General features: G+C 50.9%; 24 protein-coding genes. 22 read left to right on the top strand and 2 right to left on the bottom strand.

Annotated features, from left to right (window positions below; genetic code table 11):
- The first annotated feature begins 59 nt into the window (after nt 1-59).
- The 12 genes from NSB25_RS10515 (at nt 60) to pstB (ending at nt 11056) form a co-directional block, all read left to right on the top strand.
- Nucleotides 60-1346 carry a DUF5979 domain-containing protein gene (locus tag NSB25_RS10515; protein WP_103239390.1) on the top strand — a complete coding sequence of 429 codons (1287 nt, stop codon included), beginning with the start codon at nt 60-62 and terminating at the stop codon, nt 1344-1346.
- A 22-nt stretch (nt 1347-1368) separates the two neighbouring features.
- On the top strand, nt 1369-1986 hold the full coding sequence (locus NSB25_RS10510; protein ID WP_103239391.1) for a hypothetical protein: 618 nt from the start codon (nt 1369-1371) through the stop codon (nt 1984-1986).
- Entirely contained in the window at nt 1983-2735 is a 753-nt protein-coding gene (locus tag NSB25_RS10505; protein ID WP_103239392.1) for a hypothetical protein, read from the top strand. Before NSB25_RS10510 ends, NSB25_RS10505 begins: the two co-directional genes overlap by 4 nt.
- Nucleotides 2732-3259, top strand: coding sequence for a signal peptidase I (locus tag NSB25_RS10500; protein WP_103239393.1), 528 nt, complete (start codon nt 2732-2734; stop codon nt 3257-3259). Before NSB25_RS10505 ends, NSB25_RS10500 begins: the two co-directional genes overlap by 4 nt.
- Before the next feature lie 546 nt (nt 3260-3805).
- On the top strand, nt 3806-4615 hold the full coding sequence (locus tag NSB25_RS10495) for a hypothetical protein (RefSeq protein ID WP_103239394.1): 810 nt from the start codon (nt 3806-3808) through the stop codon (nt 4613-4615).
- Nucleotides 4612-5706 (top strand): MucBP domain-containing protein, encoded by a 1095-nt coding sequence (locus tag NSB25_RS10490; RefSeq protein WP_103239395.1) that lies wholly within the window; start codon nt 4612-4614, stop codon nt 5704-5706. The genes NSB25_RS10495 and NSB25_RS10490 overlap by 4 nt, the downstream gene beginning before the upstream one ends.
- A 114-nt stretch (nt 5707-5820) precedes the next feature.
- Complete coding sequence (locus NSB25_RS10485) at nt 5821-6720, top strand: class B sortase (RefSeq protein ID WP_103239396.1); 900 nt, start codon at nt 5821-5823, stop codon at nt 6718-6720.
- Nucleotides 6721-6784: 64 nt separating this feature from the next.
- A complete protein-coding gene (locus NSB25_RS10480) occupies nt 6785-7318 on the top strand; it encodes an N-acetylmuramoyl-L-alanine amidase family protein (protein ID WP_103239397.1) in 534 nt (177 codons plus the stop codon).
- 2 nt (nt 7319-7320) lie between these two features.
- Nucleotides 7321-8268, top strand: coding sequence for a phosphate ABC transporter substrate-binding protein (locus tag NSB25_RS10475; RefSeq protein WP_103239512.1), 948 nt, complete (start codon nt 7321-7323; stop codon nt 8266-8268).
- Between the two features lie 221 nt (nt 8269-8489).
- Entirely contained in the window at nt 8490-9350 is an 861-nt protein-coding gene (pstC, locus tag NSB25_RS10470; protein WP_103239513.1) for a phosphate ABC transporter permease subunit PstC, read from the top strand.
- Between the two features lie 34 nt (nt 9351-9384).
- Nucleotides 9385-10311 carry a phosphate ABC transporter permease PstA gene (gene pstA / locus NSB25_RS10465; protein ID WP_103239398.1) on the top strand — a complete coding sequence of 309 codons (927 nt, stop codon included), beginning with the start codon at nt 9385-9387 and terminating at the stop codon, nt 10309-10311.
- On the top strand, nt 10298-11056 hold the full coding sequence (gene pstB, locus NSB25_RS10460; RefSeq protein WP_103239399.1) for a phosphate ABC transporter ATP-binding protein PstB: 759 nt from the start codon (nt 10298-10300) through the stop codon (nt 11054-11056). Before pstA ends, pstB begins: the two co-directional genes overlap by 14 nt.
- A gap of 78 nt (nt 11057-11134) precedes the next feature.
- Here the strand turns inward: pstB and NSB25_RS10455 are convergent, their stop codons facing one another.
- On the bottom strand, nt 11135-12439 hold the full coding sequence (locus NSB25_RS10455; RefSeq protein WP_242982388.1) for an HlyC/CorC family transporter: 1305 nt from the start codon (nt 12437-12439) through the stop codon (nt 11135-11137).
- A 165-nt stretch (nt 12440-12604) separates the two neighbouring features.
- Between NSB25_RS10455 and NSB25_RS10450 the strand changes: the two genes are divergently transcribed.
- From NSB25_RS10450 to NSB25_RS10425, 6 genes are all read left to right on the top strand, one after another.
- The gene (locus tag NSB25_RS10450) at nt 12605-12991 is read left to right on the top strand and encodes a TIGR04086 family membrane protein (RefSeq protein ID WP_103239401.1); all 387 of its coding nucleotides are present in this window, start codon (nt 12605-12607) and stop codon (nt 12989-12991) included.
- Between the two features lie 117 nt (nt 12992-13108).
- Nucleotides 13109-13252 carry a six-cysteine ranthipeptide SCIFF gene (gene scfA / locus NSB25_RS10445; protein ID WP_103239402.1) on the top strand — a complete coding sequence of 48 codons (144 nt, stop codon included), beginning with the start codon at nt 13109-13111 and terminating at the stop codon, nt 13250-13252.
- Nucleotides 13253-13333: 81 nt separating this feature from the next.
- Complete coding sequence (gene scfB / locus NSB25_RS10440; RefSeq protein WP_103239403.1) at nt 13334-14719, top strand: thioether cross-link-forming SCIFF peptide maturase; 1386 nt, start codon at nt 13334-13336, stop codon at nt 14717-14719.
- 138 nt (nt 14720-14857) lie between these two features.
- A complete protein-coding gene (gene secD / locus NSB25_RS10435; protein WP_103239404.1) occupies nt 14858-17119 on the top strand; it encodes a protein translocase subunit SecD in 2262 nt (753 codons plus the stop codon).
- 272 nt (nt 17120-17391) lie between these two features.
- A complete protein-coding gene (locus tag NSB25_RS10430; protein WP_103239406.1) occupies nt 17392-17751 on the top strand; it encodes a BlaI/MecI/CopY family transcriptional regulator in 360 nt (119 codons plus the stop codon).
- Nucleotides 17752-17758: 7 nt separating this feature from the next.
- A complete protein-coding gene (locus NSB25_RS10425) occupies nt 17759-19708 on the top strand; it encodes a M56 family metallopeptidase (RefSeq protein WP_103239407.1) in 1950 nt (649 codons plus the stop codon).
- Nucleotides 19709-19788: 80 nt separating this feature from the next.
- On the opposite strand, the gene NSB25_RS10420 is transcribed toward NSB25_RS10425, so the two are convergent.
- On the bottom strand, nt 19789-21102 hold the full coding sequence (locus NSB25_RS10420) for an OFA family MFS transporter (RefSeq protein WP_103239408.1): 1314 nt from the start codon (nt 21100-21102) through the stop codon (nt 19789-19791).
- 304 nt (nt 21103-21406) lie between these two features.
- On the opposite strand from NSB25_RS10420, the gene pyrF reads away from it, so the two are divergent.
- The 4 genes from pyrF (at nt 21407) to NSB25_RS10400 (ending at nt 25596) form a co-directional block, all read left to right on the top strand.
- Nucleotides 21407-22369 carry an orotidine-5'-phosphate decarboxylase gene (pyrF, locus tag NSB25_RS10415; RefSeq protein ID WP_103239409.1) on the top strand — a complete coding sequence of 321 codons (963 nt, stop codon included), beginning with the start codon at nt 21407-21409 and terminating at the stop codon, nt 22367-22369.
- Nucleotides 22370-22410: 41 nt separating this feature from the next.
- Complete coding sequence (locus NSB25_RS10410) at nt 22411-23205, top strand: APH(3') family aminoglycoside O-phosphotransferase (RefSeq protein WP_103239410.1); 795 nt, start codon at nt 22411-22413, stop codon at nt 23203-23205.
- Nucleotides 23206-23353: 148 nt separating this feature from the next.
- A complete protein-coding gene (locus NSB25_RS10405; protein ID WP_103239411.1) occupies nt 23354-24610 on the top strand; it encodes a CobW family GTP-binding protein in 1257 nt (418 codons plus the stop codon).
- Nucleotides 24611-24663: 53 nt separating this feature from the next.
- Complete coding sequence (locus NSB25_RS10400) at nt 24664-25596, top strand: TIGR03943 family putative permease subunit (protein ID WP_103239412.1); 933 nt, start codon at nt 24664-24666, stop codon at nt 25594-25596.
- Nucleotides 25597-25608: the final 12 nt, after the last annotated feature.

The raw sequence follows: 25608 nt of genomic DNA, 5'->3' as shown, positions 1-25608 counted from the left end.
TGCATTTAATACAGGGACCGGAGCGGGCATATGCGGAACTATAATCAGGAGGGAGAAAAATGGCGGGAAAGAAAAAGAGAGCGAAAAGCACAGGTGTCCTGATTCTGGGGCTGGCCGTGCTGATTGGCGCTTTGACGGCAGGACCGGGAAGAGCATACGGCGCAGGGGCCATCGACACAGAGAGAAAGGACTGCAAAATCACCTTTACCCTGGATGTGGAGGCTCTGGAGAAGGCGGGAGAGCTGGCGGGTCTGGAGACGGCAGCCCCCGGCTATGAACAATACTATGGAGAACTGGCAGCCTGGCTGAAGGGCTCAGACGCACAGGGCGGCACCGAAGCCGGCGAACAGGAAGGCGATACCGCACCGGGACAGGAAGAGGGCAATGTACTCGAAGAGCCGGGAGAAGGAAGCGCTTCCGGAGAAAACGCCATACAGGCAGAGCTGTACCGGATAGCCGAAGTAAACGCGGGCGGGAAATACACCCTGCTTGCCCCCTGGAAGACCAGGGAAGCCCTGAAAGGGGTGGAGACAGCGGACGCGGACACCACGGCGGGAGAATGGCTGGAGTGGGCACAGGCAGCAGCGGAGACAGCCCTGGGAACAGAGCAGGAGGACGGAAGCTTTCTGCCGCCGGAGGGAGGACGCCTTCTGCCGGACAAAAGTGCGGAAATCCGCCTGGGAGAGGACGGAAAGGTTCAGGGGGCAGCGGAGGATCTGGAGACCGGTCTGTACCTGGTATGGGTGAAACCTGTGGATACGGATTTCTATCGTTACAGCTTCATACCATACCTGATTTCCCTACCCAATAATTACTACAATCCGGAGGACGCAGACAGCAGCGATGTATGGATTTACGGGGACGATGCCTCGGGTCCGGTCTATGTGGGCCTGAAGCCGGAGCGGGAAGACCGCTATGGGGACCTTGAGATCGAGAAAAAGCTTGCCTCCTACAACGAGACTCTGAAAGGAGCCTCTTTCGTGTTTGAAATCAGGGGGGTCAAGGACAGTGCTCTGGTGTACAGCGATGTGGTGTCCCTGACTTTTGACGGACCGGGAAGGGAGAGTGTGAAAATAGAGCACATTCCGGCGGGAGCGGAAGTGACGGTGACGGAAGTGTACAGCGGCGGGAGCTATTCCCCTGTGGACGGAGCAACCGTGAAGACCACAGTGATCCAGGCGGACAGCGCCGGCGCAAAGGTCGTTTTTGAAAACGAATACGACGGGAAGCTGAACGGAGGCGGAGCCAGCGTGGTAAACCATTTTATCTATGAGAAGGATGAAACCGGAAAGGAAGATTTGAAGTGGGAGAAGCTGGAGAACAGCAATGGGGTGACAACCAGGTAAAGCGGACAGGAGGTGGAGACAGATGAAAAAGAAAAAGATAACGGCAGTCCTTCTTCCGGCCGCCCTGGCGCTGGTACTGGCGGGGGGAATCCATGTGGGAGAGGCCCTGGCCTACTTTACCGCCTGTACATCTGCCTCCGGAAGAGTGCAGGTTGGCCTGAACTTTACGGAGACGGAGACAGGAGATGAGGTGAAGGACTGGACGAAACACATTTCCATTGAGAATACCGGAGCCAGTGAGTGCTTTGTGCGTGTGAGGGTGCTGGCCGGTGAAAAATATCAGAAGTATCTGAATTATACGTCCGGGAGAGAGGGCAGCTGGGAGCTTCGGGAGGATGGATACTGGTACTATGACAGGATACTGGCCTGCGGAGAGCGGACGGAGGAGCTTTTGGCCGCGCTGGACCGGACGCTGTTAAGTCAGGACACGGAAAACGGAAGCCAGGAAGAATTCAATGTGATTGTAGTGCAGGAATACACACCGGTGTGCTATGACGAAGCGGGAAATCCTTACGCGGACTGGACTATGAAAGTGGAAGGCGCAGACAGTGCGGCCGTTCCCGACGGGGAAGCCGTAGAAGGAACCAGTGGAGATACCGGAAGCGGCGCAGACGACGGCACAAAGGAGGGGACAGAATGAAAAAGAAAAGAAATCTCAAAATCCCTGTGCTGCTCCTGTGTGTATCAGCGCTTCTGCTGCTTGCAAGCACAGTGGGAAGCGCCAGAGCGGCTCTGACCTATTACAGTGAAAACTATGCCATGGAAGTGACAGTGTCCAGCATTGGTGTGACCCTTGCGGAGAACGGAAAGCCGGTGAGCTACCGGAATTATCTGAAGGATGACTGGAGCGACTCCGGAAGCGGGGAGCTGTTGACGGACCTGATCCCGGCAGGAGAGAGGCTGATACCGGGGAAAACCTATCCGGAAGCTTTAAGCATTACCAACAGCGGAGCCATAGACAGCTATGTGAGAGTGCTGTTATACAGAAGCTGGCAGGACAGTGCAGGCGGGAAAGTGACCAGCCTGTCCCCGGAACTGATTGAGTTTCAGCTGACGGAAGGGTCAGGCTGGGTGGTGGATGAGAAAGCCTCCACCCCGGAGCGGACGGTGCTGTACTATACGAAGCCACTGGCCTCCCAGGCGGATACGCCTGCCCTGTGCGAAGCAGTGCGGATTTCCAATGACATTTACAGAGAAGTGAGGGAAGAGATTGTGGAGGAGACTGCGGAGGGGAAGACCATCCGGACGGTGTACCTTCATGACGGATACTATATGAGTGTGGAAGCGGAAGTGGATGCGGTCCAGACCCACAATGCCGAAGAAGCCATTAAGAGTGCCTGGGGCGTGGATGTGACGGTGGAGGCGGACGGGACGCTGAATATAAGATGAGCGGGCGGAAGAAGAGTCCTGCGGCAGCTATCCTGCGTGCCGTGAGCATTCTTGTGCTGCTGCTCTTACTGGCGGCATGCCTGCCCCTGACCCTGCCCAGATTGTTTGGGTACCAGATTTACACAGTGGTCAGCGGAAGCATGGAGCCGGCTATCCCCACGGGAAGCCTTGTGTATATCAGAGAGGGGAAACCGGAGGAAGCGGTGGCGGGAGATGTGATTGCCTTTTACGGCGGTGCGCAGTCAGGCTCCATCATCACCCACAGGGTGGTGGAAAACCGTGTGGTGATGGGAGAGATTGTCACGAAAGGCGATGCCAACGAAGGCCCGGACATGAATCCGGTGCCCTATGGCCATTACCTGGGAAAAGTGGAACACTCCATTCCGGAGGCGGGAAAGACAGCAGCCGTATTCACCAGTCCGGCGGGGAAAAGCCTGGCAGGCTGCGGGGTGGGCCTGGCTGTGGTGCTGCAGGCGCTGGCCTCTTTTCTGGAAAACCGGAGACGGCGAGACTCTAATCAGTAACCGGGAATCAGCGGAACTCTAAACAGCGAATTTCGTGAACGGACCCGCAGAAAATTAACGGACTGTACTTGGCCGGGAATTTTCTGGCTGAGAGGGGTCCGGAGAGAAAAGAGCGGAACTCTAAACAGTAACCGTACCGAAGTGGCACACAAAAGATTTACAGGATGTATTTGCCTGGAAATCTTTTGTAAGAGGGGTGCCAGGAGGGGAGGTTACGGTACTGGAGACAGCGAATTTCGCGAACGGACCCGCAGAAAATTAACGGGCAGCACTTGGCCGGGAATTTTCTGGCTGAGAGGGGTCCGGAGGGAAATGAGCGGAACTCTAAACAGCGAATTTCGCGAACGGACCCGCAGAAAATTAACGGGCTGTACTTGGCCGGGAATTTTCTGGCTGAGAGGGGTCCGGAGGGAAATGAGCGGAACTCTAAACAGTAACCGTACCGAAGTGGCACACAAAAGATTTACAGGATGTATTTGCCTGGAAATCTTTTGTAAGAGGGGTGCCAGGAGGGGAGGTTACGGTACTGGAATCAGGAGGAAAAATATGAAGAGGAAATTGATATGTGCTGCCCTGGGTGTGCTTCTGCTTGGGGGAAGCCGCCTGACAGCGGAGGCGGAAGACTATCAGGGAGGAGACTGGAAGGTGGAGTTCACCGGCAAAGAGATGGTGAGCAACTTTACCTCTGCAGATCTGTCGGAGGCAGTGTACGCCCTGCAGCCCGGGGACAGCGTGACCATCAGCCTGGACCTGGAGAATAAAAGCGGCGGGAGCTCGGAATGGTACATGACAAACCGGGTGCTTGCCAGTCTGGAGGATAGTTCATCGGAAGCCAGGGGAGGCGCCTATGTCTACCGTCTGACCTATACGGAGGGAAACGGAACGGTGACCACTCTGTTTGAAAGCGAATCCATAGGAGGGGAAGGAAAGAGCGCCGCCGGCCTGGGACTCCATGAAGCGGCGGAGAGCCTGGACGAATATTTTCGTCTGGACACCCTTTCTGCCGGGGAAAAGGGGAAAGTGACCCTGATGGTGGCTCTGGACGGAGAGACCCAGGGAAACGCCTACCAGAACACCCTGGCGGACCTGCGGATGAACTTTGCGGTGGACACCCTGAATACCGTGGCAGACGACGGAAGTAACGGCGGAAATGATGGAAACGGAGGCGGGGACAGTGCAGACAACAGGGACCAGATAAGCGGAGGAGGAAGCCATTCCTACACAACAGGAGGGGTGAAGACGGGAGATTACAGCAACCTGGCTCTGTGGTCGGCATTGGCCTTTGCCAGCGGGGCAGTGCTGCTGGTGATGGCATTGCTCGGCATGAAGAAGGACAGAAAGGAGGAAGCGGCATGAGCGGAAGCAGAATCTGGAAGCTTCTGGCGGGAGCGGTAATGTGCTGTGCGGCTTTTGCCTTTGGGAAGACGGAATGCCGTGCGGAGGAATACACCTATACGGCCACCTTTTATCCGGGCAACCACGGAAGCTTTCAGGGGACGGAGCAGGTGACAGTGGACAACAGCAGCTCAGGCTCTTCCTGGGAGATTACAGGAGAAGGAGACGTAATCCGTGTCAGCGGCCTGAAGGCCGGGGACATTGTAAGCTTTGATGCGGCGTATGAGGGAGCGGTGAAGCTGGAGGAGGGAAGCCGCTACTATGTAAAAGGCATCCGTGTCAGCGGCAGGGACAACAGCACAGTGGACACCTCGGCCTTCCAGGTGGAGGGAGACAGGGACTATGTGGTGGCATACGGAATTAAAGGAGATCTGACTTCCTATGTGGTGAACTACCAGGACGAAAACGGGAATGCACTTGCCCCCAGCAGGACTTACTATGGAAATGTGGGCGATAAGCCCGTGATAGCATTTTTATATGTGGAAGGATATCAGCCCCAGGCCTACAACCTGACGAAAACGCTTTCCAAAAACGAGGCGGAAAATGTGTTTACCTTCACCTACCGAAGGCGGCCGGCAGCACCTGCAGGGGGAAATGAAGGCGGGGAGACCGGAGGTGGCACAGGCACGCCGGGAACAGGTACAGAAGGCACAGGAACCGGTGCAGGAGCGGGAAATGAGATACCCGCAGCGGGGGCAGGAAACGGAGCCCCCGGGACCACGGTGGTAACGCCGGGCGGCCAGGGAGGAACCCCGCAGACGCCGGGAGGAGAGCAGGAAGGCGTACAGCCCCCGAGTAATGCAGGCGGGGAACTTCAGGATCCGGATCAGAATCCCGGTGGAGAGAACCCGGAGGTGCCGCAGGATGTAGTGGACCTGGATGAAGGGGAGGTGCCTCTGGCGGGAATGGATGAAAAGCAGGATCATTCTTTCAGATTTCCTGTGTGGGGATCCCTGTGCATAGCAGCTGCAGGCGCTGTGGCTCTGGGAGCTGTCCTGTGGTTTATGCTGGTGCGGAGGAAAAAAGAGAAAGCGGAAGACGACAGACTGTGACTGGCACGGGCTGTCCGGAAGAGAAGCTGCACAGAACGGAGGCGGCCGGCGGGATCTGTCGGCCACTGTCCGCAGCCGCAGACTTTCAGAAGGAGACAGCACAGGGAGGCATGTATGGGAAAAGGAATCAGACGGGCGGTGACCGCGGCGGCATTTGTTCTCTTTGTCTTCTCTGCGGCCACGGCGGGAAGCATCCTTTATGAGAGATACAGGGACCGTGCGCTCTATCAGGAAGCACAGGACAGCTATGTCTCCTTCCGGGAGGAAAGCGGGGAAGCAGAAGGAGAGGGGACAGAGAGAACCGGAAACGCTCCGGAGGAGGGAGGACTTTCCGGAGGGATACAACCATACAGAGAAGGCGAAGCGGGGAAGGAAAGAGCCCCGCTTGTTGTGGACTTTGCAGCTCTGAGGGAGGAGAACGAAGACATAGAGGGGTGGCTGTACTGTGAGGGAACTCCCATTAACTATCCTGTGGTGAAGGGGGAGGACAACAGTTTTTATCTGGATCACAGCTATGACGGAAAAGCCAGCTCCTCCGGAGCCATTTTTCTGGATGCGGCAAACGAAAGCGGCTTTGCGGATGCCAACTCCATCCTTTACGGTCATCACATGAAGAACGGAAGTATGTTTGCCTGTCTGGAGAAGTGGTCGGACCAGGAATTCTATGAGGAACATCCGGAAATGTGGCTGCTGACGCCGGAGGGGGATTACCGGATTGTGCTGTTTGCAGGGTATACCACAGCTGCGGATTCGGAGACTTATACGATATTTACGGACAGCTGCGGAGAACTGGAGGCGTATCTGAAAGCGTGTGCAGAGAAGTCGGATTTTCAAGTGGAAGCGGCCGGGGAGGCAGGGAGGCAGGTAACAACTGTGGGGTCTCCGGGGGCAGAACCGGAGACGGCGGCCCGGGCGGGATATGTGGTGCTGTCCACCTGTGCCTACAGCTTTGAGGAGGCGCGGTATGTGCTGCATGGGGTGCTGGTGCCGGTGGAGAGGCAGGAAGATTCTTAAAACCAGGAACCATAGTCAGGCTTTCCGCATATCTTATAAAAAGGTATGCGGAGGGCCTTATTTTATGGCGTTAGTGGTAATGGATGCCGGACATGGCGGGGCGAATCCGGGAGCTGTGTATAACGGCAGACAGGAAAAGGATGACGCACTGAGGCTGGCGACAGCGGTGGGACAGATTCTGGAGAATAACGGTGTGGACGTATATTATACAAGGACGTCGGATATCTACGAGTCACCGTCACAGAAGGCGCAGGAAGGAAATGCGGTACAGGGGGATTATTTCGTATCCATTCATCGAAATTCCAGTCCTTATCCCAATCAGTATACCGGTGTGGAATCTCTTGTGCGCAATCGTTACGGGGAGGCGGCACGTCTGGCTGAGAATATCAATACCCGGCTGGAACAGGTGGGCTTTGAGAATCAGGGAGTGAACGAGCGGACCGATCTGGCAGTGCTGAACCAGACACAGATGCCGGCGGTACTGCTGGAACTGGGATTTATCAATTCAGATGCAGACAATCAGCTGCTTGATACAAGGTTTCAGGAGATTGCCGGGGCTGTTGCAGAAGGAATTCTTGCCACTGTCTGGAGTGCATGACCATGAAATCCTTTTGGGCGGAGGACTTTCAGGTACATTGCAGAATTCGACCAAATAATGTGGTTAAGACAAAAGGCAGCTTTCGGAAAAAGCTTTTTTTGATGGTTTTGCTTCTGGCGCTGGGAGTTACGGCAGGCTGCGGCGGGCATACAGGAGAAAGGGATGGGAGTGATGACGTGCGGACCCGGGTTTCCGGTTCGCTTCATATATCAGGTAGTTCTTCCATGGAGAAGCTTGTGAATATGCTTGCGGAAGGATTTATGGAAGAATACCCGGGGGTAAGTGTATCCGTTCAGTTTACCGGTTCCGGAGCCGGTATCCAGGCATTGACGGAAGGCAGCGCGGATATCGGGATTTCATCCAGATATCTGAAGGATGCGGAGAAGGAGGCAGGGGCGGCGGAAAACATTATCGGCCTGGACGGGATGGCAGTGTGTGTGGATTCGGATAATCCTGTGACAGGGCTGACAAAGGCGCAGCTTGCGGACATTTATACGGGAAGACTGCGGAACTGGTCTCAGCTGGGCGGAAAGGATGTGCCGATTGTGGTAATCGGACGGGAAGCCGGCTCCGGCACGAGAAGTGCTTTCGAAAAATTATTGCAGCTGGAGGAGAAGTGTGCTTACGGGAATGAACTGGACAGTACGGGGGCTGTTGCGGCGAGAATTGCTGTGACACCGGGAGCAGTGGGGTATGTATCCTTTGATGTGATGAATCATACTGCACTTGGGGGTATTGTGCCGCTTACACTCGATGGGGTGGAACCAACTGCTGAAAATGTATATTCGGGCAGCTATCTTTTGTACAGGCCTTTTGTGATGGCCACAAGAGGAGAGCTTTCGGAACAAAATCAGCTGGTGCAGCTCTGGTTTGCATATGTATACGGTGAGGAAGGGCGCAGAGCTGCGGAGGCTGTGGGGCTTGTTCCGGCCACTGCACTGTCACGCTGATGTACATAAAATGAATATGACAGGCAAAAGTCAGGAACTATGGTCAGGCTTTCCGCATATCTTGTAAAAAGGTATGCGGAGGGCCTTATTTTATGGCGTTGTCTGCAAAAGATGCCGGACATGCCGGAAATAATCCGGGAGCCCTGAATAACGGCAGACAGGAAAAGGATAATGCACGAAGGCTGACATCTGTTCATAAAATCTCTGAGGTGATTGCAGAAATGTTTTTTACATTCTGTGCCGCACTGGCCATTCTGGCAGTTGTCGCCATCTGTTTTTATATGATTCTGAAGGGGATACCGGCTGTCAGGCAGGTGGGGATAAAAGAAATATTTCTGAGAACGGAGTGGAGACCAACGGCAGAAGAACCGAAATTCGGCATTCTGTATATTATATTGACATCTCTGGTGGGGACCGCTGCGTCTGCCCTGATCGGTGTGCCGGCGGGAATTCTGACGGCGGTATATCTGGCAGAGCTGGCTGACCAGAGAAGAGCGGAGCTGGTCAGAGATGCTGTGGAGATTCTGGCGGGAATTCCCTCTGTAATTTATGGCCTGCTGGGCATTTGCCTGCTGAATCCGCTGATGTACCGGCTGGAGCGGCGGGTATTCGCCGATTCCGGAACACATCGATTTACAGGAGGGGCGAATCTGCTGTCTGCAGTTCTGGTACTGACTGTTATGATGCTGCCCACGGTAATCAGAATCAGCGAGGTTTCCATACGTGCGGTGCATCCCGGTGTAAAAGCGTCGTCGCTGGCACTGGGTGCATCCCGGATACAGACGATTTTTCATTGCCTTCTGCCGGCAGCGAGACCGGGGCTTCTGACGGCGGTAGTACTGGGCACGGGAAGGGCCCTGGGGGAAGCAATGGCTATCACTCTGGTGTCCGGAGGAAGTGTGAATGCGCCTTTTTTGTTCAACAGTGTCCGCTTTCTCACAACGGCGGTAGTCAGCGAGATGGGATATGCCCAGGGACTGCACAGACAGATGCTTTTCACCATTGGTCTTGTACTGTTTGGGTTTATTCTGCTGGTAAACGGGATAGCCGCCAGGATATTGAGAAAAGGCCGGGAACATTGAATAAGGGATGGGAGCAGAAGAAAGCTGAGCAGCTATGGTACGGTCTGCTCAAAAGTCTGGGGAGAAAAATGGAGTATTTTACCTTATATCGGAAAAAAAGAGGATCGGAGAACTGTTCCTTCTGGCGGCAATCTATGGGGCAGCATACTGTTCGGTATTTCTGCTGCTGGGAATCATAGGATATGTATTTTTCAGAGGATTCCGGATCTTAAGTATGCAATTTCTCCTGTCTGTTACCAGTTATCTGAAGGGGACGACAGGGATTGCCGGGAATCTGCTCAATACACTGTACATAATTGTCCTGACGTTGCTGGCGGCTGTGGTGATTGGTGTGGGGACAGCGGTCTATCTGAGTGAATATGCACAGCCGGGGTGGGCGGTACGGCTGCTCACATTTGCCATAGATACGCTGGCGGGAATCCCCTCCGTGATTTTCGGATTGTTCGGAATGGTATTTTTCGGGCAGGTAGCCGGACTTGGATTCTCTCTGCTGAACGGGGTACTGACTCTGACACTGATGGTTATGCCTTTGATTGTGAGAAATACACAGGATGCGCTGCGCGCGGTTCCGGAAGGATATCGGAAGGGTGCCCTTGGTCTGGGGGCCACAAAATGGCAGCTGATACGAAGGATTCTGCTCCCCTCATCCCGCAGTGGAATCCTGACAGGAGTTCTTCTGGCTGCAGGGCGTATCATTGGAGAGTCGGCAGCTCTGCTCTTTACTGCAGGCAGCGCAAGGATATTGCCTGTATGGGGAAGTGGATTCGGTGAAATGTCTGGAGGATTATGCCGAAAGATCCTGGAGCCCGGTGGAACGCTTACTGTGGAGCTCTATCTGTCCATGCAGAATGGAGAGTATGAAACGGCTTTTGGTATCGGCTGTGTGCTGATATTGCTGATTTTTCTGATGAATTCACTATTAAAACTGGTCTGCCGTCAGGAGGAGAATGAAAAACAGTAAATTGTCTGTGATGAATCTGAATCTGTATTACGGAGGAAACCATGCGCTGAAAGGCGTCAGCATGGAAATCAGGAAAAATACCATAACGGCGCTTATTGGACCCAGCGGGTGCGGAAAATCCACTTTTTTAAGATGCCTGAACAGGATGAATGATTTGACAGAGAAGGCGAGGATAGAGGGCCAGATACTTTTGGACGGGGAGGATATCTATGACAGTCGTGTGGATGTGACACTGCTGCGGAAGCGTGTGGGCATGGTTTTTCAGCAGCCTGCTCCCTTTCCCATGTCTGTTTATGATAATATTGCCTTTGGACCGAGGGTGCAGGGGATAAAAGACAGGCACAGACTGGAGAAAATAGTGGAGGAGGCTCTGAAAGGTGCAGCAATCTATGACGAAGTGAAGGAACGGCTTAAGTATCCTGCCCTGGGACTGTCAGGAGGGCAGCAGCAGAGAATCTGCATAGCAAGAGCTCTTGCGGCAGGGCCCGAAATATTGTTGATGGATGAGCCTACCTCAGCACTGGATCCGATTTCCACATTGAAAATAGAAGAATTGATAAAAGAATTGAAAAAAAAATATACAGTGGTGATTGTGACGCACAATATGCAGCAGGCGACCAGAATTTCCGATGAGACAGCCTTCTTCCTGGATGGAGAACTGGTGGAATTTGCACCTACAGAGGACATTTTCTGCAGGCCGGCGGACTGGCGCACAGAGAGATATATTACAGGGCGCTTCGGATAAGGATATCGAAACGCCCTGATATATAAGTCGGTTTATTTTCCGCCGTTTCAACACTGCACGGCTTTTTATTGTCTCAGTTTAATCGCCGGCATCATCGGAACCTTCCTCTTCATCGGAGTCTTCCTCCTCTGCTTTCGGTTCCGGCAGAGTCATCAGTACCTTTAGAATACGGTTTTGCTCTATTCCCTGTACTTTCAGACGGACACCGGTGTCCAGTGTGACTTCTTCATTGTCCTCCGGAAGCCGGTCCAGCGCTTCGATAATCATACCGCCGATGGAATCATAGTCTTCACTGTCCAGACTGGTTTCCAACTCATCGTTGATATCGTCCAGCTTCATGCTGCCCTCCACCAGATAGGTGCGTTCTCCCACTTCCTGAATGTATTCCTCTTCGTCGGCGTCGTATTCGTCACGGATTTCACCTACAATCTCTTCCAACAGATCTTCCTGGGTAATCATACCTACTGTGGCGCCATATTCATTGAGTACAAAAGTAACGCTGGTAGTTTTCTCCCGCAGTTCGTAAAGCAGATCGGCCACTTTTTTGTATTCGTATGTATAATAAGCGTCCCTGAGGATGGACTTGATATTAAATGTTTCCTCGTCCTCTTTCAGGATGAAATCCTTGATATTAATCAGGCCGATAATATTGTCCTTATCCTCCTGATAGACAGGAAGGCGGGTGTACATGGATTCCCGGAATACAGCCAGCACTTCGCTGTAGGTAGAATCCACATCTACGGTCACCATATTGAACCGGGGTATCATGATATCTTTGGCCAGCGCGTCGGAGAAATCAAACACATTGTAAATCATTTCCCTTTCCTCGGACTCAATGACACCGTCCGCATGCCCTACATCCACATAAGTACGCAGTTCTGCTTCGGTTATGGTGGTAATTTTCTTGCTGGGATCAATGCGCAGCAGGCGCAGAATGCCGTTGGCAAGTTTGTCAATCACGAAGATAACAGGGGTCATAAGCTGCATCAGTCCGTAGATAATTCCGCTGTAAACGAGGGTAATTTTCTCCGAAGATAGCATGGCCCAGGTTTTGGGGACGATTTCGCCGCAGAGCAGAAGGACAATGGTCAGGGTACCGGTAGCGATGGCTACGGCTATGCCGAACCGCAGGGCCAATGTGGTAGCCAGCGCGGAAGCTGACAGATTGACAATGTTGTTGCCAATCAGAACTGCGCTCAGCATTTTACTGTAATTTCCCAGTATTTTATTGACCTTTGCCGCACGCTTGCTCCCTTCCTCCTCGAGGGTCTGCATTCGCACACGATTGACAGTACTGAAGGCTGTCTCTGCAGATGAGAAAAAGCCTGAAAGAAGAATCAGAAAAAACAGAGCTAAAAATTGTATACCTTCCGGAACGTCCAAAAAAAAATCACTCCTTTGCATTTATGGCAGCTGCCATAGTAATAGTATAGCGCCTTGGCTATGAAGTAAATATACATAATATGGAGCCGGTTGTCAAGTTTTTGGACTGGAGTGCATATGATTTTATAAAAAGTTTATAGACTTTCAGGTCGGACAGGGGGAAAGATGGAACGTATGGAACGCAATTCAGATAAGGAAGGAATCCCTGCGGCATTCTTGCTGAAGAGCCTCCTTTTTTCGTACATACTTACGGGAGTGTTGCTTGCGGTGCTGGCGTTTTTGCTGTATAAGCTGGGGTTGAACGAGAAGGTTGTCTCCGTCGCCATCATTGTGATTTATGTAGCTGCAACATTTTTCGGAGGCTTTGTCACGGGAAAGAAGATGGGCAGCCGCAGATTCTTATGGGGACTGGTGATGGGCGGTGCGTATTTCCTGATACTGACAGTGGTCTCTCTGTGTGTGGGAAAAGGAAATATTCAGATTGGAAATTCCTTTTTCACCACATTTGCATTGTGCGCGGGAGGCGGTATGCTGGGAGGCATGATGAGCTAAAATTTTGAAAAAACCCTTTTACAAATACTCATTTTATGATATACTACATAAAGTTTCCTGATGGGATCAGTCAGGGAGATACGGAACTGAAATAAAAAGATAAGGAGAGTGTACGATATGAAGCACATTAAGACCTTGATAACCAGAAATTTGAAGGAGTCCATGAAGAAGGGCGGCTGTGGTGAGTGCCAGACATCCTGCCAGTCTGCCTGCAAGACTTCCTGTACGGTAGGCAACCAGAGCTGTGAGAACGCCAGATAGTGACAGAGGCAAAAAGGAAAAGAACAGTGCAAGCAGTGATTTCTCGCTGCTTGCACTTTGTGTACGGAAAGGAAAATTTAAGTGATACACCAGTTTAAAAGCAATGGGTATAACATTGTAATGGACGTGAACAGCGGTTCCATTCATGTGGTGGATGAAATTGTCTATGATATGATTCAGGTAGTTGAGCCTCTTATAAAGGAAGGAATCAAAGATGCCGACACGCTCAGGATGGCGGTGCTGAATCTGGATATTCTCCCCTATGACAGGGCGGAGCTGGAAGAGGCGCTGGAGGAAGTGCTGGCACTGGAGGCGGAGGGGCAGCTGTTTGCACCGGATGTCTATGAAAATTATGTGTATGATTTTAAAAAGCGCCAGACCGTGGTAAAGGCTCTGTGCCTTCATATCGCTCACGATTGTAATCTCGCGTGCAGATACTGCTTTGCGGAAGAGGGAGAGTATCACGGCAGACGGGCGCTGATGAGCTTTGAAGTGGGAAAAAGGGCACTGGATTTCCTGGTGGAAAATTCCGGAAACCGGACGAATCTGGAAGTGGACTTTTTCGGCGGAGAGCCCCTGATGAACTGGCAGGTGGTAAAGGAGCTGGTGGAATACGGCAGAAGCCTGGAAGAACCCTTTCACAAAAAATTTCGTTTCACGCTGACGACGAACGGGGTGCTTCTGAATGATGAGATTCTGGAATTCGCAAATCGGGAAATGGCCAATATTGTGCTGAGTATAGACGGCCGGAAGGAAATTAACGATACCATGCGCCCCTTCCGCGGCGGTCAGGGCAGCTATGAACTGATTGTTCCCAAGTTTCAGAAGGTGGCAGAGAGCAGAGGACAGACCAGGTATTATGTCCGTGGTACATTTACCCGCAATAATCTGGACTTCTCGAAGGATGTGCTGCACCTGGCGGATCTGGGCTTTCAGCAGATTTCCGTGGAGCCGGTGGTGGCCGGGCCGGAGGATGATTATGCCATCAGAGAGTCTGATATTCCACAGCTGAGGGAAGAATATGACAGATTGGCAGTGGAAATGATAAAGCGCAGAAAAGAGGGAAAGGGTTTTAACTTTTTCCATTTTATGATAGATCTGGAGGGGGGCCCCTGTGTGGCAAAGCGGCTTTCCGGCTGCGGTTCCGGCACGGAATACCTGGCAGTGACACCCTGGGGAGACCTGTATCCCTGCCACCAGTTCGTGGGAAATGAGAAATTCCTCATGGGAAATGTGGAGGAGGGGATTCTCAGGGAGGACATCCGGGACGAATTCAAATGCTGCAATGTATACTCGAAGAATAAATGTAAAAAATGTTTTGCCAAATTCTACTGCAGCGGCGGATGTGCGGCCAATTCCTATAATTTTCACGGCAATATCAACGATGCTTATGATGTGGGCTGCGAACTCCAGCGGAAACGCGTGGAATGTGCAATCATGCTGAAAGTGGCAGAGGCGGATTTATAAAAGCAGAGGCGGAACTTAAAACAGTATCTGTCCGAAGCAGTACCCATAGAATATACGGACGTACTTACGGCCGGAAATTCTATGTGGGAGTCGGGTACTGTCAGGGCTTGTACGGAACTTTAATCAGGAGGAAAAGACATGAAGAAAAACAGAGCGATAGCGATACTGCTTTGCATTTTCGTAGTTCTGGCAGGTGTCACATACATCGACATTGCCGGAACGGATGCGGACGGAAGCGGAAGCGCATCGGACATCAATCTGGGGCTGGACCTGGCAGGCGGTGTCAGCATCACCTATCAGGTGGTGGGAGAGGAAGAACCCAGTGCCACGGATATGGCTGACACTATTGCGAAGCTGCAGAAGCGTGTGGAGGGATACAGCACGGAGGCAATTGTGTATCAGGAAGGTTCCGACAGAATCAATATTGAGATTCCCGGAGTCAGTGATGCCAATACGATTCTGCAGGATCTGGGCAGACCCGGTGCATTGTATTTTATTTCTCAGACTGACCCGGATGGGAATATAAATTACAGTCAGCAGTCGGTTCAGAATGCAGACGGCACTTATGGAATTGGTTATGTGCTGCACAAGCCAATAGAGCAGCTTCTGGAGGATGGCTCCATTCTGGTACAGGGTACAGATGTGGGCAGTGCCAGTGCAGGGACCATACAGACGAATATGGGGTCCGAGTTCGTGGTAAGCCTGACCATGACAGAGGAAGGAACTGCCAAATTTACGCAGGCAACCCAGAACGCTTTTGACAAAAATGAAAGTCTTGCCATTTATTATGACGGAAATATTATCAGCGCGCCCAGTGTAAATGCAGTGATTACGGACGGAAGCGCACAGATTTCTCCCATGGAGTCCTATGAGCGGGCGGAGAGCCTGGCTTCTACTATCCGTATCGGTGGTCTGAGGCTGGAACTGGAAGAGCTGCATTCGAAAGTAGTAGGAGCGCAGCTGGGAGTGGAAGCGATTGATACCAGTCTGAAGGCAGGAGCCATTGGTCTGGCGATTGTCATGGTATTTATGATTGTGGTTTATCTGCTTCCGGGTGTGGCTTCGGCTATCGGTCTGCTGGCTTATGTGGCTCTGGTGATTCTGCTTCTGAATGGTTTTGACATGACACTGACACTGTCAGGTGTGGCAGGTATCATTCTTTCCATCGGTATGGCGGTAGACGCCAATGTGATTATTTTCGCTCGTATCCGGGAAGAACTGGCTGCTGGGAAAACGGTGAGAAATGCTGTTAAAATCGGTTTCGACAAAGCATTATCCGCTATTATTGACGGAAACATTACAACTCTGATTGCGGCGGGCGTTCTGCTTTGGCTGGGGCCTGGAACAGTGAAGGGCTTCGCGCAGACGCTGGCCCTTGGCATTGTGCTTTCCATGTTCACGGCGCTGGTGGTAACCAGATATCTGCTGTATGCTTTTTATGCGCTGGGTCTGAAGAGCGAAAAGCTTTATGGTATGGGAAAAGAACATAAGGTATTGAATATCCTTTCCAGAAAAGCTGTATTTTTCGGCATATCTGTAGCGGTGATTGCGGCGGGCTTTATCGTGATGGGCGTGAATAAAGCGGGCGGTGGAGATGCGCTGAACTATAGTCTGGAATTCAAAGGCGGCACGGCTACCACAGTTACTTTCCAGGAGGCCATGACCCTGGAGAAGGCCAATGCGGATGTAGTTCCTTTTATCGAAGAGATTACCGGCAGTGCCGTTCAGATACAGACTGTGCAGGACTCCAACGAAGTTATTTTTAAAACCACATCGCTGAATATTGACCAGAGAACAAAATTAAATCAGATGTTTGTCGATAAATTCGGTGTGGCTGAAAATATGATTACTTCGGAGACGATCAGCTCCACCATCAGTGATGAGATGAAATCAGATACGATAATTGCAGTGGTGGTTGCCATTGTCTTTATGCTGATTTACATCCGAATCCGATTCAGCGATATTCGGTTTGGTGTCAGCAGTATTGTTGCTCTGCTTCATGATGTGCTGGTGGTGCTTGCCTTCTATGCGGCGGCCCGTGTATCTGTGAGCAATACCTTTGTGGCCTGTATGCTGACCATTGTGGGGTATTCCATCAATGCCACTATCGTTATCTTCGACCGTATTCGCGAAAACATGCGGAGTATGACCCATAAGGATGATCTCAGGGAAATTGTGGACAAGAGTATTACCCAGACCATGTCAAGAAGTATTTTTACTTCCCTGACCACATTTATCATGGTAGCCGTGCTGTATATCCTGGGTGTTACCAGTATCCGGGATTTTGCTCTGCCGTTGATGGTAGGAATTATCTGTGGCGCTTATTCTTCCATCTGCCTGGCGGGAAGCCTGTGGTATCTGCTGCGGATAAAATTTGTGCCGAAGAAAAAAGAAAAATAAAGGAAACATTGCCGAAAGATATAAAGAAGCTGATTTCTCTCCAGGAGAAGTCGGCTTCTTTTTTTAGAGAGCAAGTATCTTCGCGTTTCGTTCACAAAGCTTTTGCAGGAGATTGTCCCTTTATAAATGAATCGCAGATTCTATCTCAAAACTATCAGAATAGTATTGACACAATAAAACTACTGTGATAGTATAAAACCACAAACTATTGCAATAGTATGATTTCCGGAAAAGAAACAACTTTCCGGTCATAGATTTCAGGAGGAATCAGGATGAACATCAAACTTTTTGACTCGGAGCTGAAAGTCATGAATGTACTCTGGAGAGAAGGCGACACCACTGCGAAACGCATCTCAGACATTTTAAATGAAGAGACAGGCTGGAATATTAATACCACCTATACCGTAATCAAGAAATGTATCGGGAAAGGAGCCATTGAACGCCAGGAACCGAATTTTCTGTGTCATGCGCTGATTTCCAGGGAGGAAGTGCAGGCGGCGGAGACAGATGAACTGATTGACAGAATTTATGAAGGTTCGACGGATATGCTGTTCGCCTCGCTGCTGAGCAGGAAAAAACTTTCCCCGGACCAGATCGACAGACTGAAAAAGATTGTGGAAGAAGGGAGGTAGAAGCGGCATGGGACTGATGCAGAGAAGTCTTTACGGAGGGATTCTGATATTGGTGATACTGATGGCTAGAGCACTGCTGCGGAATAAGCTGCCCAGAAGAACATTTCCCATTTTATGGGGAATTGCGATGGTACGCCTGCTGCTTCCTTTTTCCTTTTCTTCCATATTCAGTGTGTATTCTTTTCTGCAAAAGGAGACAGGTACATTCATAGCCGGCAATGCTGTCCAGGGGATGCCTGGAGGTGCGGCACCGGCCGGTGAGCTGCCTGCCTGGGATGGAATACAGAACTTTGTTTCGGGAGAGGGAATGGCTGCAATGCCTGATGAGAAAGGCATTCCGGTATTTTTCATTGTCTGGTGTATAGGTGTGCTTCTGTGCGTTCTGTTTTTTGCGACGGCGTATATTCGCTGCATGAGAAAGTTTCGAAGGGCTGTTCTGGTGGAAAGCGCCTGGGTGTGCCAGTGGCTGAGCAGTCGCAGAAGAGGAAGATTTATTTCCGTCAGGCGGGCACGCGGAATTGTTGCTCCGCTGACTTACGGGATCATCAGGCCGGTGATTCTGCTGCCGGAGAGAATTGTATGGGAGGAACGTAGAGAGCTGGAATATGTTCTTCAACATGAATATGTGCACATTTGCCATTATGATGCGGTGATGAAGCTGATGATGCTGGTGGTACTGTGTATGCATTGGTTTAACCCTCTGGTTTGGCTGATGGCGGCATTGCTCAACAGAGATATTGAACTTGCATGTGATGCGGGTGTTCTGCGCCGTTTTGGAGAACAGGCAAGGGCGGGATATGCCATGACACTGATTGGGATGGAGGAGAAAAAGAGTGTTCTGATGCCTCTTTATAACGGATTTAGTAAAAATGCCATTGAAGAAAGGATAAAATCAATTATGAAATATAAGAAAGTGACTTATGCGGCTGTCAGTGCAGCGGCATTGCTGGTAGTGTTTATCGTTCTGGTTTTTGCCACATCGGCACAGAATGCGGAGGCTGCGGAGGGCGGAATGAACCCGACTGAAAGCGGAATGGGAAACCAGGAAGATGTACTGATGGACCCGCCGAAGGAAGGCGGGGAGAATGAAAGTCAGACGTCTGTAAAACCGGAAGAGACAGAAGAACCGGATACTGCCGGTATACCCGGAGAAAATACAGACAATCAGATGGAGAACGATACGAATACAGGAAATGGAGAATATGTGCTCAGCTATACTGCGGAAGGTATGGAAGTGGAGGAGCCGGCGAACCTGTACACAGGTGACGGCTACTGCCTGTTGATTCCTGTGGAAGGGTGGAGAGGATATGCCCCGGATGCATGGATGCTGGAGGCTAATGAAATGGTACAGTTCTGGATAAATGACTACAGCGGAAGTACATGGGAACAGGTGGAAAAACAGCTGCAGGAGAATGGATATACCAGGACGGATGTGGATGGAATCATGCGAAAAGAGGATACGGACAGAATATATCATGTCAATATAAGAAGAAGCGGAGAGCAGGTTATGTGCTTCAATTACACCTATCCTGCAGATCCGGAATATATTGAGGGATTTGAATTGTTTCTGTCTGTAGTGGCGGCGAATTTTGCGATACTGCCGAAGGAAAACGGGGGAACTCAGTCGGAGGATGGAAAGCTGGCAGAGCAGGCGGCATTTGCATTCTGGGAGGCATATCTGGCGGGAGACAGTGATACTTTAAAACAGTACCTGACTGCTGATTATACCGGAGAGCTGGAGGTATTTCCTGACGGACAGGATGGGCACTCGGCACAGGAAGCGGAAGTTCTGGCCGTAAAGGGAACGGATATCGGAGAACAGGCCGTGGGAAACAAAATTGATGTGTGGGTGGAATTCAGGCCATCGGCGACAGCGGATACTCTGGAATATCTGTGGATATCCATGGTAAAGGAAGCAGAAGGGTGGAAAGCTGAATCCTATGGATTGGAGATGTAAATAAGAAAGTGAATGGTATCCAAAGTTAATTTCAGGAAAAAACAGGGCTGCTGCAGCCCTGTTTTTGACGATTCTGACAATTATTTTTTCTGATCTTTCACGGGACGAACCAGGAACAGACTGATCAGCAACGATACAATATACAGAGCAATGGTGACATACAATACATTCTGGTAACCTGTGGGGTTGACCTCAATGCCATGTATCTCCGTGGGAGCACCTGTGGTTTCCACAATCCAGTTCGCAAGCTGATTGCCTGTAAGACCTGCGAAGGCCCATGCGGAAAGGGTCAGACCGTGGATGGCACTGATATTACCCATTCCATAGTGATCGGAAAGCAGAGTGGGCACATTGGAGAAGCCTCCGCCGTAACCTGCGTTTACCACAAAAATCAGTCCCAGTACCAGGACAGTCAGCAGGATATTTCTCTCATCGCTTATAATATCAAAACTGTTCTTAATGCCGCTGGTGAATATTACAATGCCTGTAAATACGATAGAGAGTATGAAAATCAGTTTATAGATGGTATTTCTGTCCTTCATGGTATCGGCCCACGCGGAGAAGCCCAGACGTCCGCCTGCGTTGAAGATTGCAGACACAGTGGAAATAATACCGGCCGCACCGGCAAGTCCGATACACTTTACAATCATTTTCTCCTGAGAAATCAGGGCCAGACCGCAGGTGATGTTGATGTAGAACATCAGCCAGATACCTATGTAATTGGTGATGGGTCTGGACTTGATGACGGCCATCATACCCTGGCCCTTTTCCGCTTTCTGAGGCTCATGCCAGCTGGAAGGCTTTTTCAGCAGCAGATGGCCGGCAAACATCATAATAAAATAAACCACTGCAAGAATCAGGAACATTTTGTATATGCCGCCTTCGCCCAGATTGTCCAGCATTGCCTGCATAATAGGGCTGGCGATGGCTTTTGCCGCGCCGAATCCGGCGACAGCCAGTCCGGTGGCAAGTCCTTTTCTGTCCTCGAACCAGAGCATCAGTGTCTTGACCGGAGAGAGATAACCGGTGCCCAGGCCGATACCCATGATAAATCCATAGCAGACATAGATACCTACCAGGGCCAGAATGCTTCCCTGATGCTGACCGCCGTAATAGATGAAAAAGCCGGTTCCGGCCATACCGCAGGCAAAACAGATTGCGGCAATCAGAGAGGACTTGTGGATATCCTTTTCCACCACATTGCCGAGGAAGGCGGCTGACATGCCCAGGAAAAAGATGGCAAAACTGAAGGCCCATTCCGTCGCGCCTTTGGAGAAACCGATATAATCGGCTATGTCCTGGCTGAAGATGGACCAGCAGTAGACAGTACCTATGCTGCAGTGAAGCAGCAGCGCCGGAATCGCGGCGCGTATCCATTTGTTTTCACTTTTCATGTTGTACCTCATTTCTTATTATGTATATTTTCACATGTTATTTTACTCGCTTGCGTCTGAAAATGCAAGTGATTCCTTTATCTGTTTCGGCATTTCGTAAATCTTCCATATAACGGTTCAGACAGGTCACAGACAACTTGCCGGAGGGATTTGTAAGAAGCGCCTTCAGAGGAATGAAGAGGCAAAAAACAGCGGCAGTTATGTTGGTGTGATGATTTGGTCAGAATTACGTTGTAATAAATGTCGGGTTATGATAGGATTAGAAAAACATATCAAAAATTATAATAAAAGGATGGAGAGGGCAATGATTAATAAACTGATACAGAAAATTCAGAAAACAAACGCACCTATTGTGGTGGGACTGGACCCCACAATGAAATTTGTGCCGGAGCATATCCGCCGGGCAGCTTTTGCGGAGTACGGAGAGACGCTGGAGGGAGCGGCGGAGGCCATATGGCAATATAACAAAGGGATTGTGGATGCCATATATGATCTGGTGCCGGCGGTTAAGCCCCAGATTGCCATGTATGAGCAGTTCGGCATTCCCGGGCTGATTGCTTTTCAGAAAACGGTAAATTACTGTAAGGAAAAAGAGCTGGTGGTAATCGGTGACATTAAGAGAGGTGATATCGGTTCCACATCCGAGGCATATGCGGTGGGGCACCTGGGAAAGGTACAGGTAGGGCAAAGCTTTTGCAGCGGTTTTGACGAAGACTTTGTCACGGTGAATCCCTATCTGGGTTCCGACGGGGTCAGACCCTTTATGAATGTATGTAAAGCAGAACACAAAGGAATTTTTGTACTGGTGAAAACTTCCAATCCCAGCAGCGGAGAACTGCAGGATCGTCTGGTGAGTGCAGGGGAGAGCCGTACCGGAGGAGAGGAGGCCGGGGAAAGGCCTGTATACGAGATTGTGGGCAGTCAGGTGGCAGCCTGGGGTGCGGAATGTATGCCGGAGTCCGGCGATTACAGCTATGTGGGTGCCGTGGTGGGGGCCACTTATCCGGAACAGGGAAGGATTCTCCGGAAAATCATGCCAAGGACTTTCATTCTGGTTCCCGGGTACGGTGCTCAGGGCGGCAAAGGTGCGGACCTGGTGCATTTCTTTAACGAAGATGGTCTGGGTGCCATTATCAACTCTTCCAGAGGCATTATTGCGGCATATCAACAGGAAAAATATGCCCGTTTTGGTGAGGCCGGCTATGCGGAGGCAGCCAGGGAAGCGGTGCTGGATATGAAGCGGGATATTGTTTCCTGTCTGAACTGATAGAAGACGGGCGTGGACGCCTGCGGAGGGATAGTGTGAGAATGACGGAAATGCCCGGGAAAATCCGGGAAATAACAGGCAGCAGACCTTTTCGGACAGACGAAACGGGAATGTCGGATTCGGAGGTCATTTTATTTGAAGATATGGTGCTGAAAGTGCAGGACGCCGACAGAATGGGAGAGGCTGCAAATGAGTATCAGATGATGCAATGGCTGCGGGGCAGACTTCCTGTTCCCGAAGTCCTTGCCTGGGAGGAGAGAGACGGGAAAGCCTGGCTGCTGATGACGAAGCTTCCGGGGAAAATGCTCTGTGACGAAATGTATATGAAGAATCCGGAACTGCTGTCCGGCATTCTGGCGGAAAGCCTGAAGATGCTGTGGCGTGTGGATGTATCGGATTGTCCGTGTGCAAATGATCTGGACAGAAAGCTGCAGATGGCCAGATACAATGTGGAGAACGGCCTGGTGGATATGGATAATGTAGAGCCGGAGACCTTTGGAGAAAACGGGTTTCAAAGTCCGGAACATTTGCTGAACTGGCTGGAGGAGAATCGCCCCGCGGAGGAAATCGTGCTGTCCCACGGAGATTTCTGCCTTCCCAATATTTTCGCGGAGAAGGGAAAGCCGGGCGGCTTTATTGATCTGGGAAAGGCGGGAACTGCGGACAAATGGCTGGATATAGCGCTTGCGTTCCGCAGTATCAGTCACAATTACAGTGGAAAATACGGCGGCAGAGCATATGAAGGATTCCGGGCGGAGCAGCTGTTTGAACAGCTGGGACTGGAACCGGATTATGAGAAGATGAAATATTATATCCTGCTGGACGAGCTGTTTTAATGCAAAAATTTATTTTAAATTTATTGACAATTGCATCATTATGGAGGAGAATGAAGTAAAATGGCAGGGGTTCAGACAAAGTGTATGCGGAGAGTCCGTATACACTATCTTTGTTGCACGGGAAACCCTGAGAAAGGATGGAAGTAAAATGACTAAGATAGATGTGTTTTCTGGATTCCTGGGAGCCGGTAAGACCACACTGATTAAAAAGCTTTTAAAAGAGGCCCTGGACGGCAGCAGGACTGTGCTGATTGAAAATGAATTCGGAGAGATCGGAATTGACGGCGGCTTCTTGAAAGAGGCGGGAATCGAGATTAAGGAGATGAATTCCGGCTGTATCTGTTGTTCGCTGGTAGGTGATTTCGGTACTTCTCTGAAGGAAGTGATTGAGACGTATGCGCCGGAGCGGATTCTGATTGAGCCTTCGGGAGTGGGGAAGTTATCGGATGTGCTGAAAGCGGTTGAAAATGTGGCGGCAGATCTGGATGTGCAGGTGAACAGTGCAGTGGCTGTGGTAGATGCCTCCAAGGCGAAGATGTATATCAAGAATTTCGGCGAGTTTTTTGTGAATCAGATTGAATACGCGGGAACAATTCTTCTGAGCAGAACGGATAAGGTAAGTGACGCCAGGCTTCAGGAATGTGTGGAACTGATTCGTGAGCACAATGAGAAAGCGGTTATTATCACAACACCTCTGGCGGAGCTGGACGGCAGGGCCGTACTGGAGACGATCGAGGGCGTGGATACGCTGGCAGAAATGATGCGGGAAATGCTGGAACACGCAGGTGAAGAGCAGGAGCACCACCACCATCATGACCATGATGGACATCATCACCATGGTCACGAGGATGGAGAGTGCTGCCATGGTCACGATGGGCATCATCACCATGATCACGAGGGTGGAGAGTGCTGCCACGGTCATGATGGGCATCATCACCATGATCACGAGGATGGAGAGTGCTGCCACGGTCACGATGGGCATCATCATGATCACGAGGACGGAGAGTGCTGCCACGGTCACGATGGGCATCATCATGATCACGAGGACGGAGAGTGCTGCCATGGTCATGATGGGCACCACCATGATCACGACGGACACTGCGGCTGCGGTCACGACCATCATGACCACCACGCGGATGAAGTATTTACCAGCTGGGGGAAAGAGTCGCCGGCGAAGTTTACCAGGGAGCGGATTGAAAGCATCCTGACTGCCCTGGACAGTGGAGAGTACGGTGCGATTCTGCGCTCGAAAGGTATGGTCCCGGCAGAGGATGGTACCTGGATTTATTTTGATTATGTTCCGGAAGAGCATGACATCAGAGCAGGGAAGCCCGAAGTGACTGGAAAGTATTGTGTCATTGGAGCAGAACTGAAGGAAGATAAGCTGGAGGAATTGTTCCGCTGAGCTGGGTTGGACAGCTTCACCCGGGGGGCGGCAGCGGACGGATAGGAGCAGAGATGAAAACGGTATATATGATTAACGGATTCCTGGAAAGCGGCAAGACGCAGTTTATCAGTTTTACGCTGGGGCAGCAGTATTTTCAGGTTAAGGGGAAGACGCTTCTGATTCTCTGTGAAGAGGGTGAGAATGAGTATGAACCTGATTTACTGGCACAGAGCCGTACGGAGATAGAGCTGATTGAGAATGAAGAGGATTTTAATCCCGCACATCTGACGGAGCTGGAGAAAAAGCATAAGCCGGAACGTATCATAATTGAATATAACGGTATGTGGAATTACAAGAATATGAAGCTGCCCTGGTATTGGAAAATTGAGCAGCAGATCACGACAATCGACGGTTCTACTTTTCCCATGTACTACACCAATATGCGCTCTCTGCTTGCGGAGATGATTCGGAAATCGGAGATGATTATCTTCAATCGCTGCGATGAGGCGAAGGAGCAGCTGAGTTCCTACAAGCGGAACATCAAAGCGGTAAATCCTTCTGCCGATGTCATTTTTGAGGATGAGAAAGGGGAGATCGACGAGATTTTTGAAGAAGATCTGCCTTATGATCTGAATCAGGAGCTGATTGTGCTGGATAATCAGGGGTATGGAATCTGGTATCTTGACTCCATGGATCATCTGGAGCGGTATGTGGGGAAAAAGCTGCAGTTTGTGGCGATGGTACTGAAACCGGAAAATTTTCCGAAGGGATATTTTGTGCCGGGAAGAATGGCCATGACCTGCTGCGCGGACGATATGGCCTTTCTGGGATATACCTGTGAATTTTCGGGAGCTGATGGGCTGCGGCAGCGGGAGTGGGTAAAAGTGACGGCTGTGGTGGCAAAGGAATACTGGGAAGATTATAACGGAGAAGGACCAGTGCTGCATGCGGTCAGCGTGGAGAAGACAAGGGCGCCGAAGGAAGAGATTATCTCGTTTTCATAGGAGACACTCCGG

The sequence above is a fragment of the Acetatifactor muris genome (assembly GCF_024623325.1).
Classification (GTDB): Bacteria; Bacillota; Clostridia; order Lachnospirales; family Lachnospiraceae; genus Acetatifactor; species Acetatifactor muris.
This window is presented reverse-complemented; position numbering and strand designations above follow the sequence as displayed.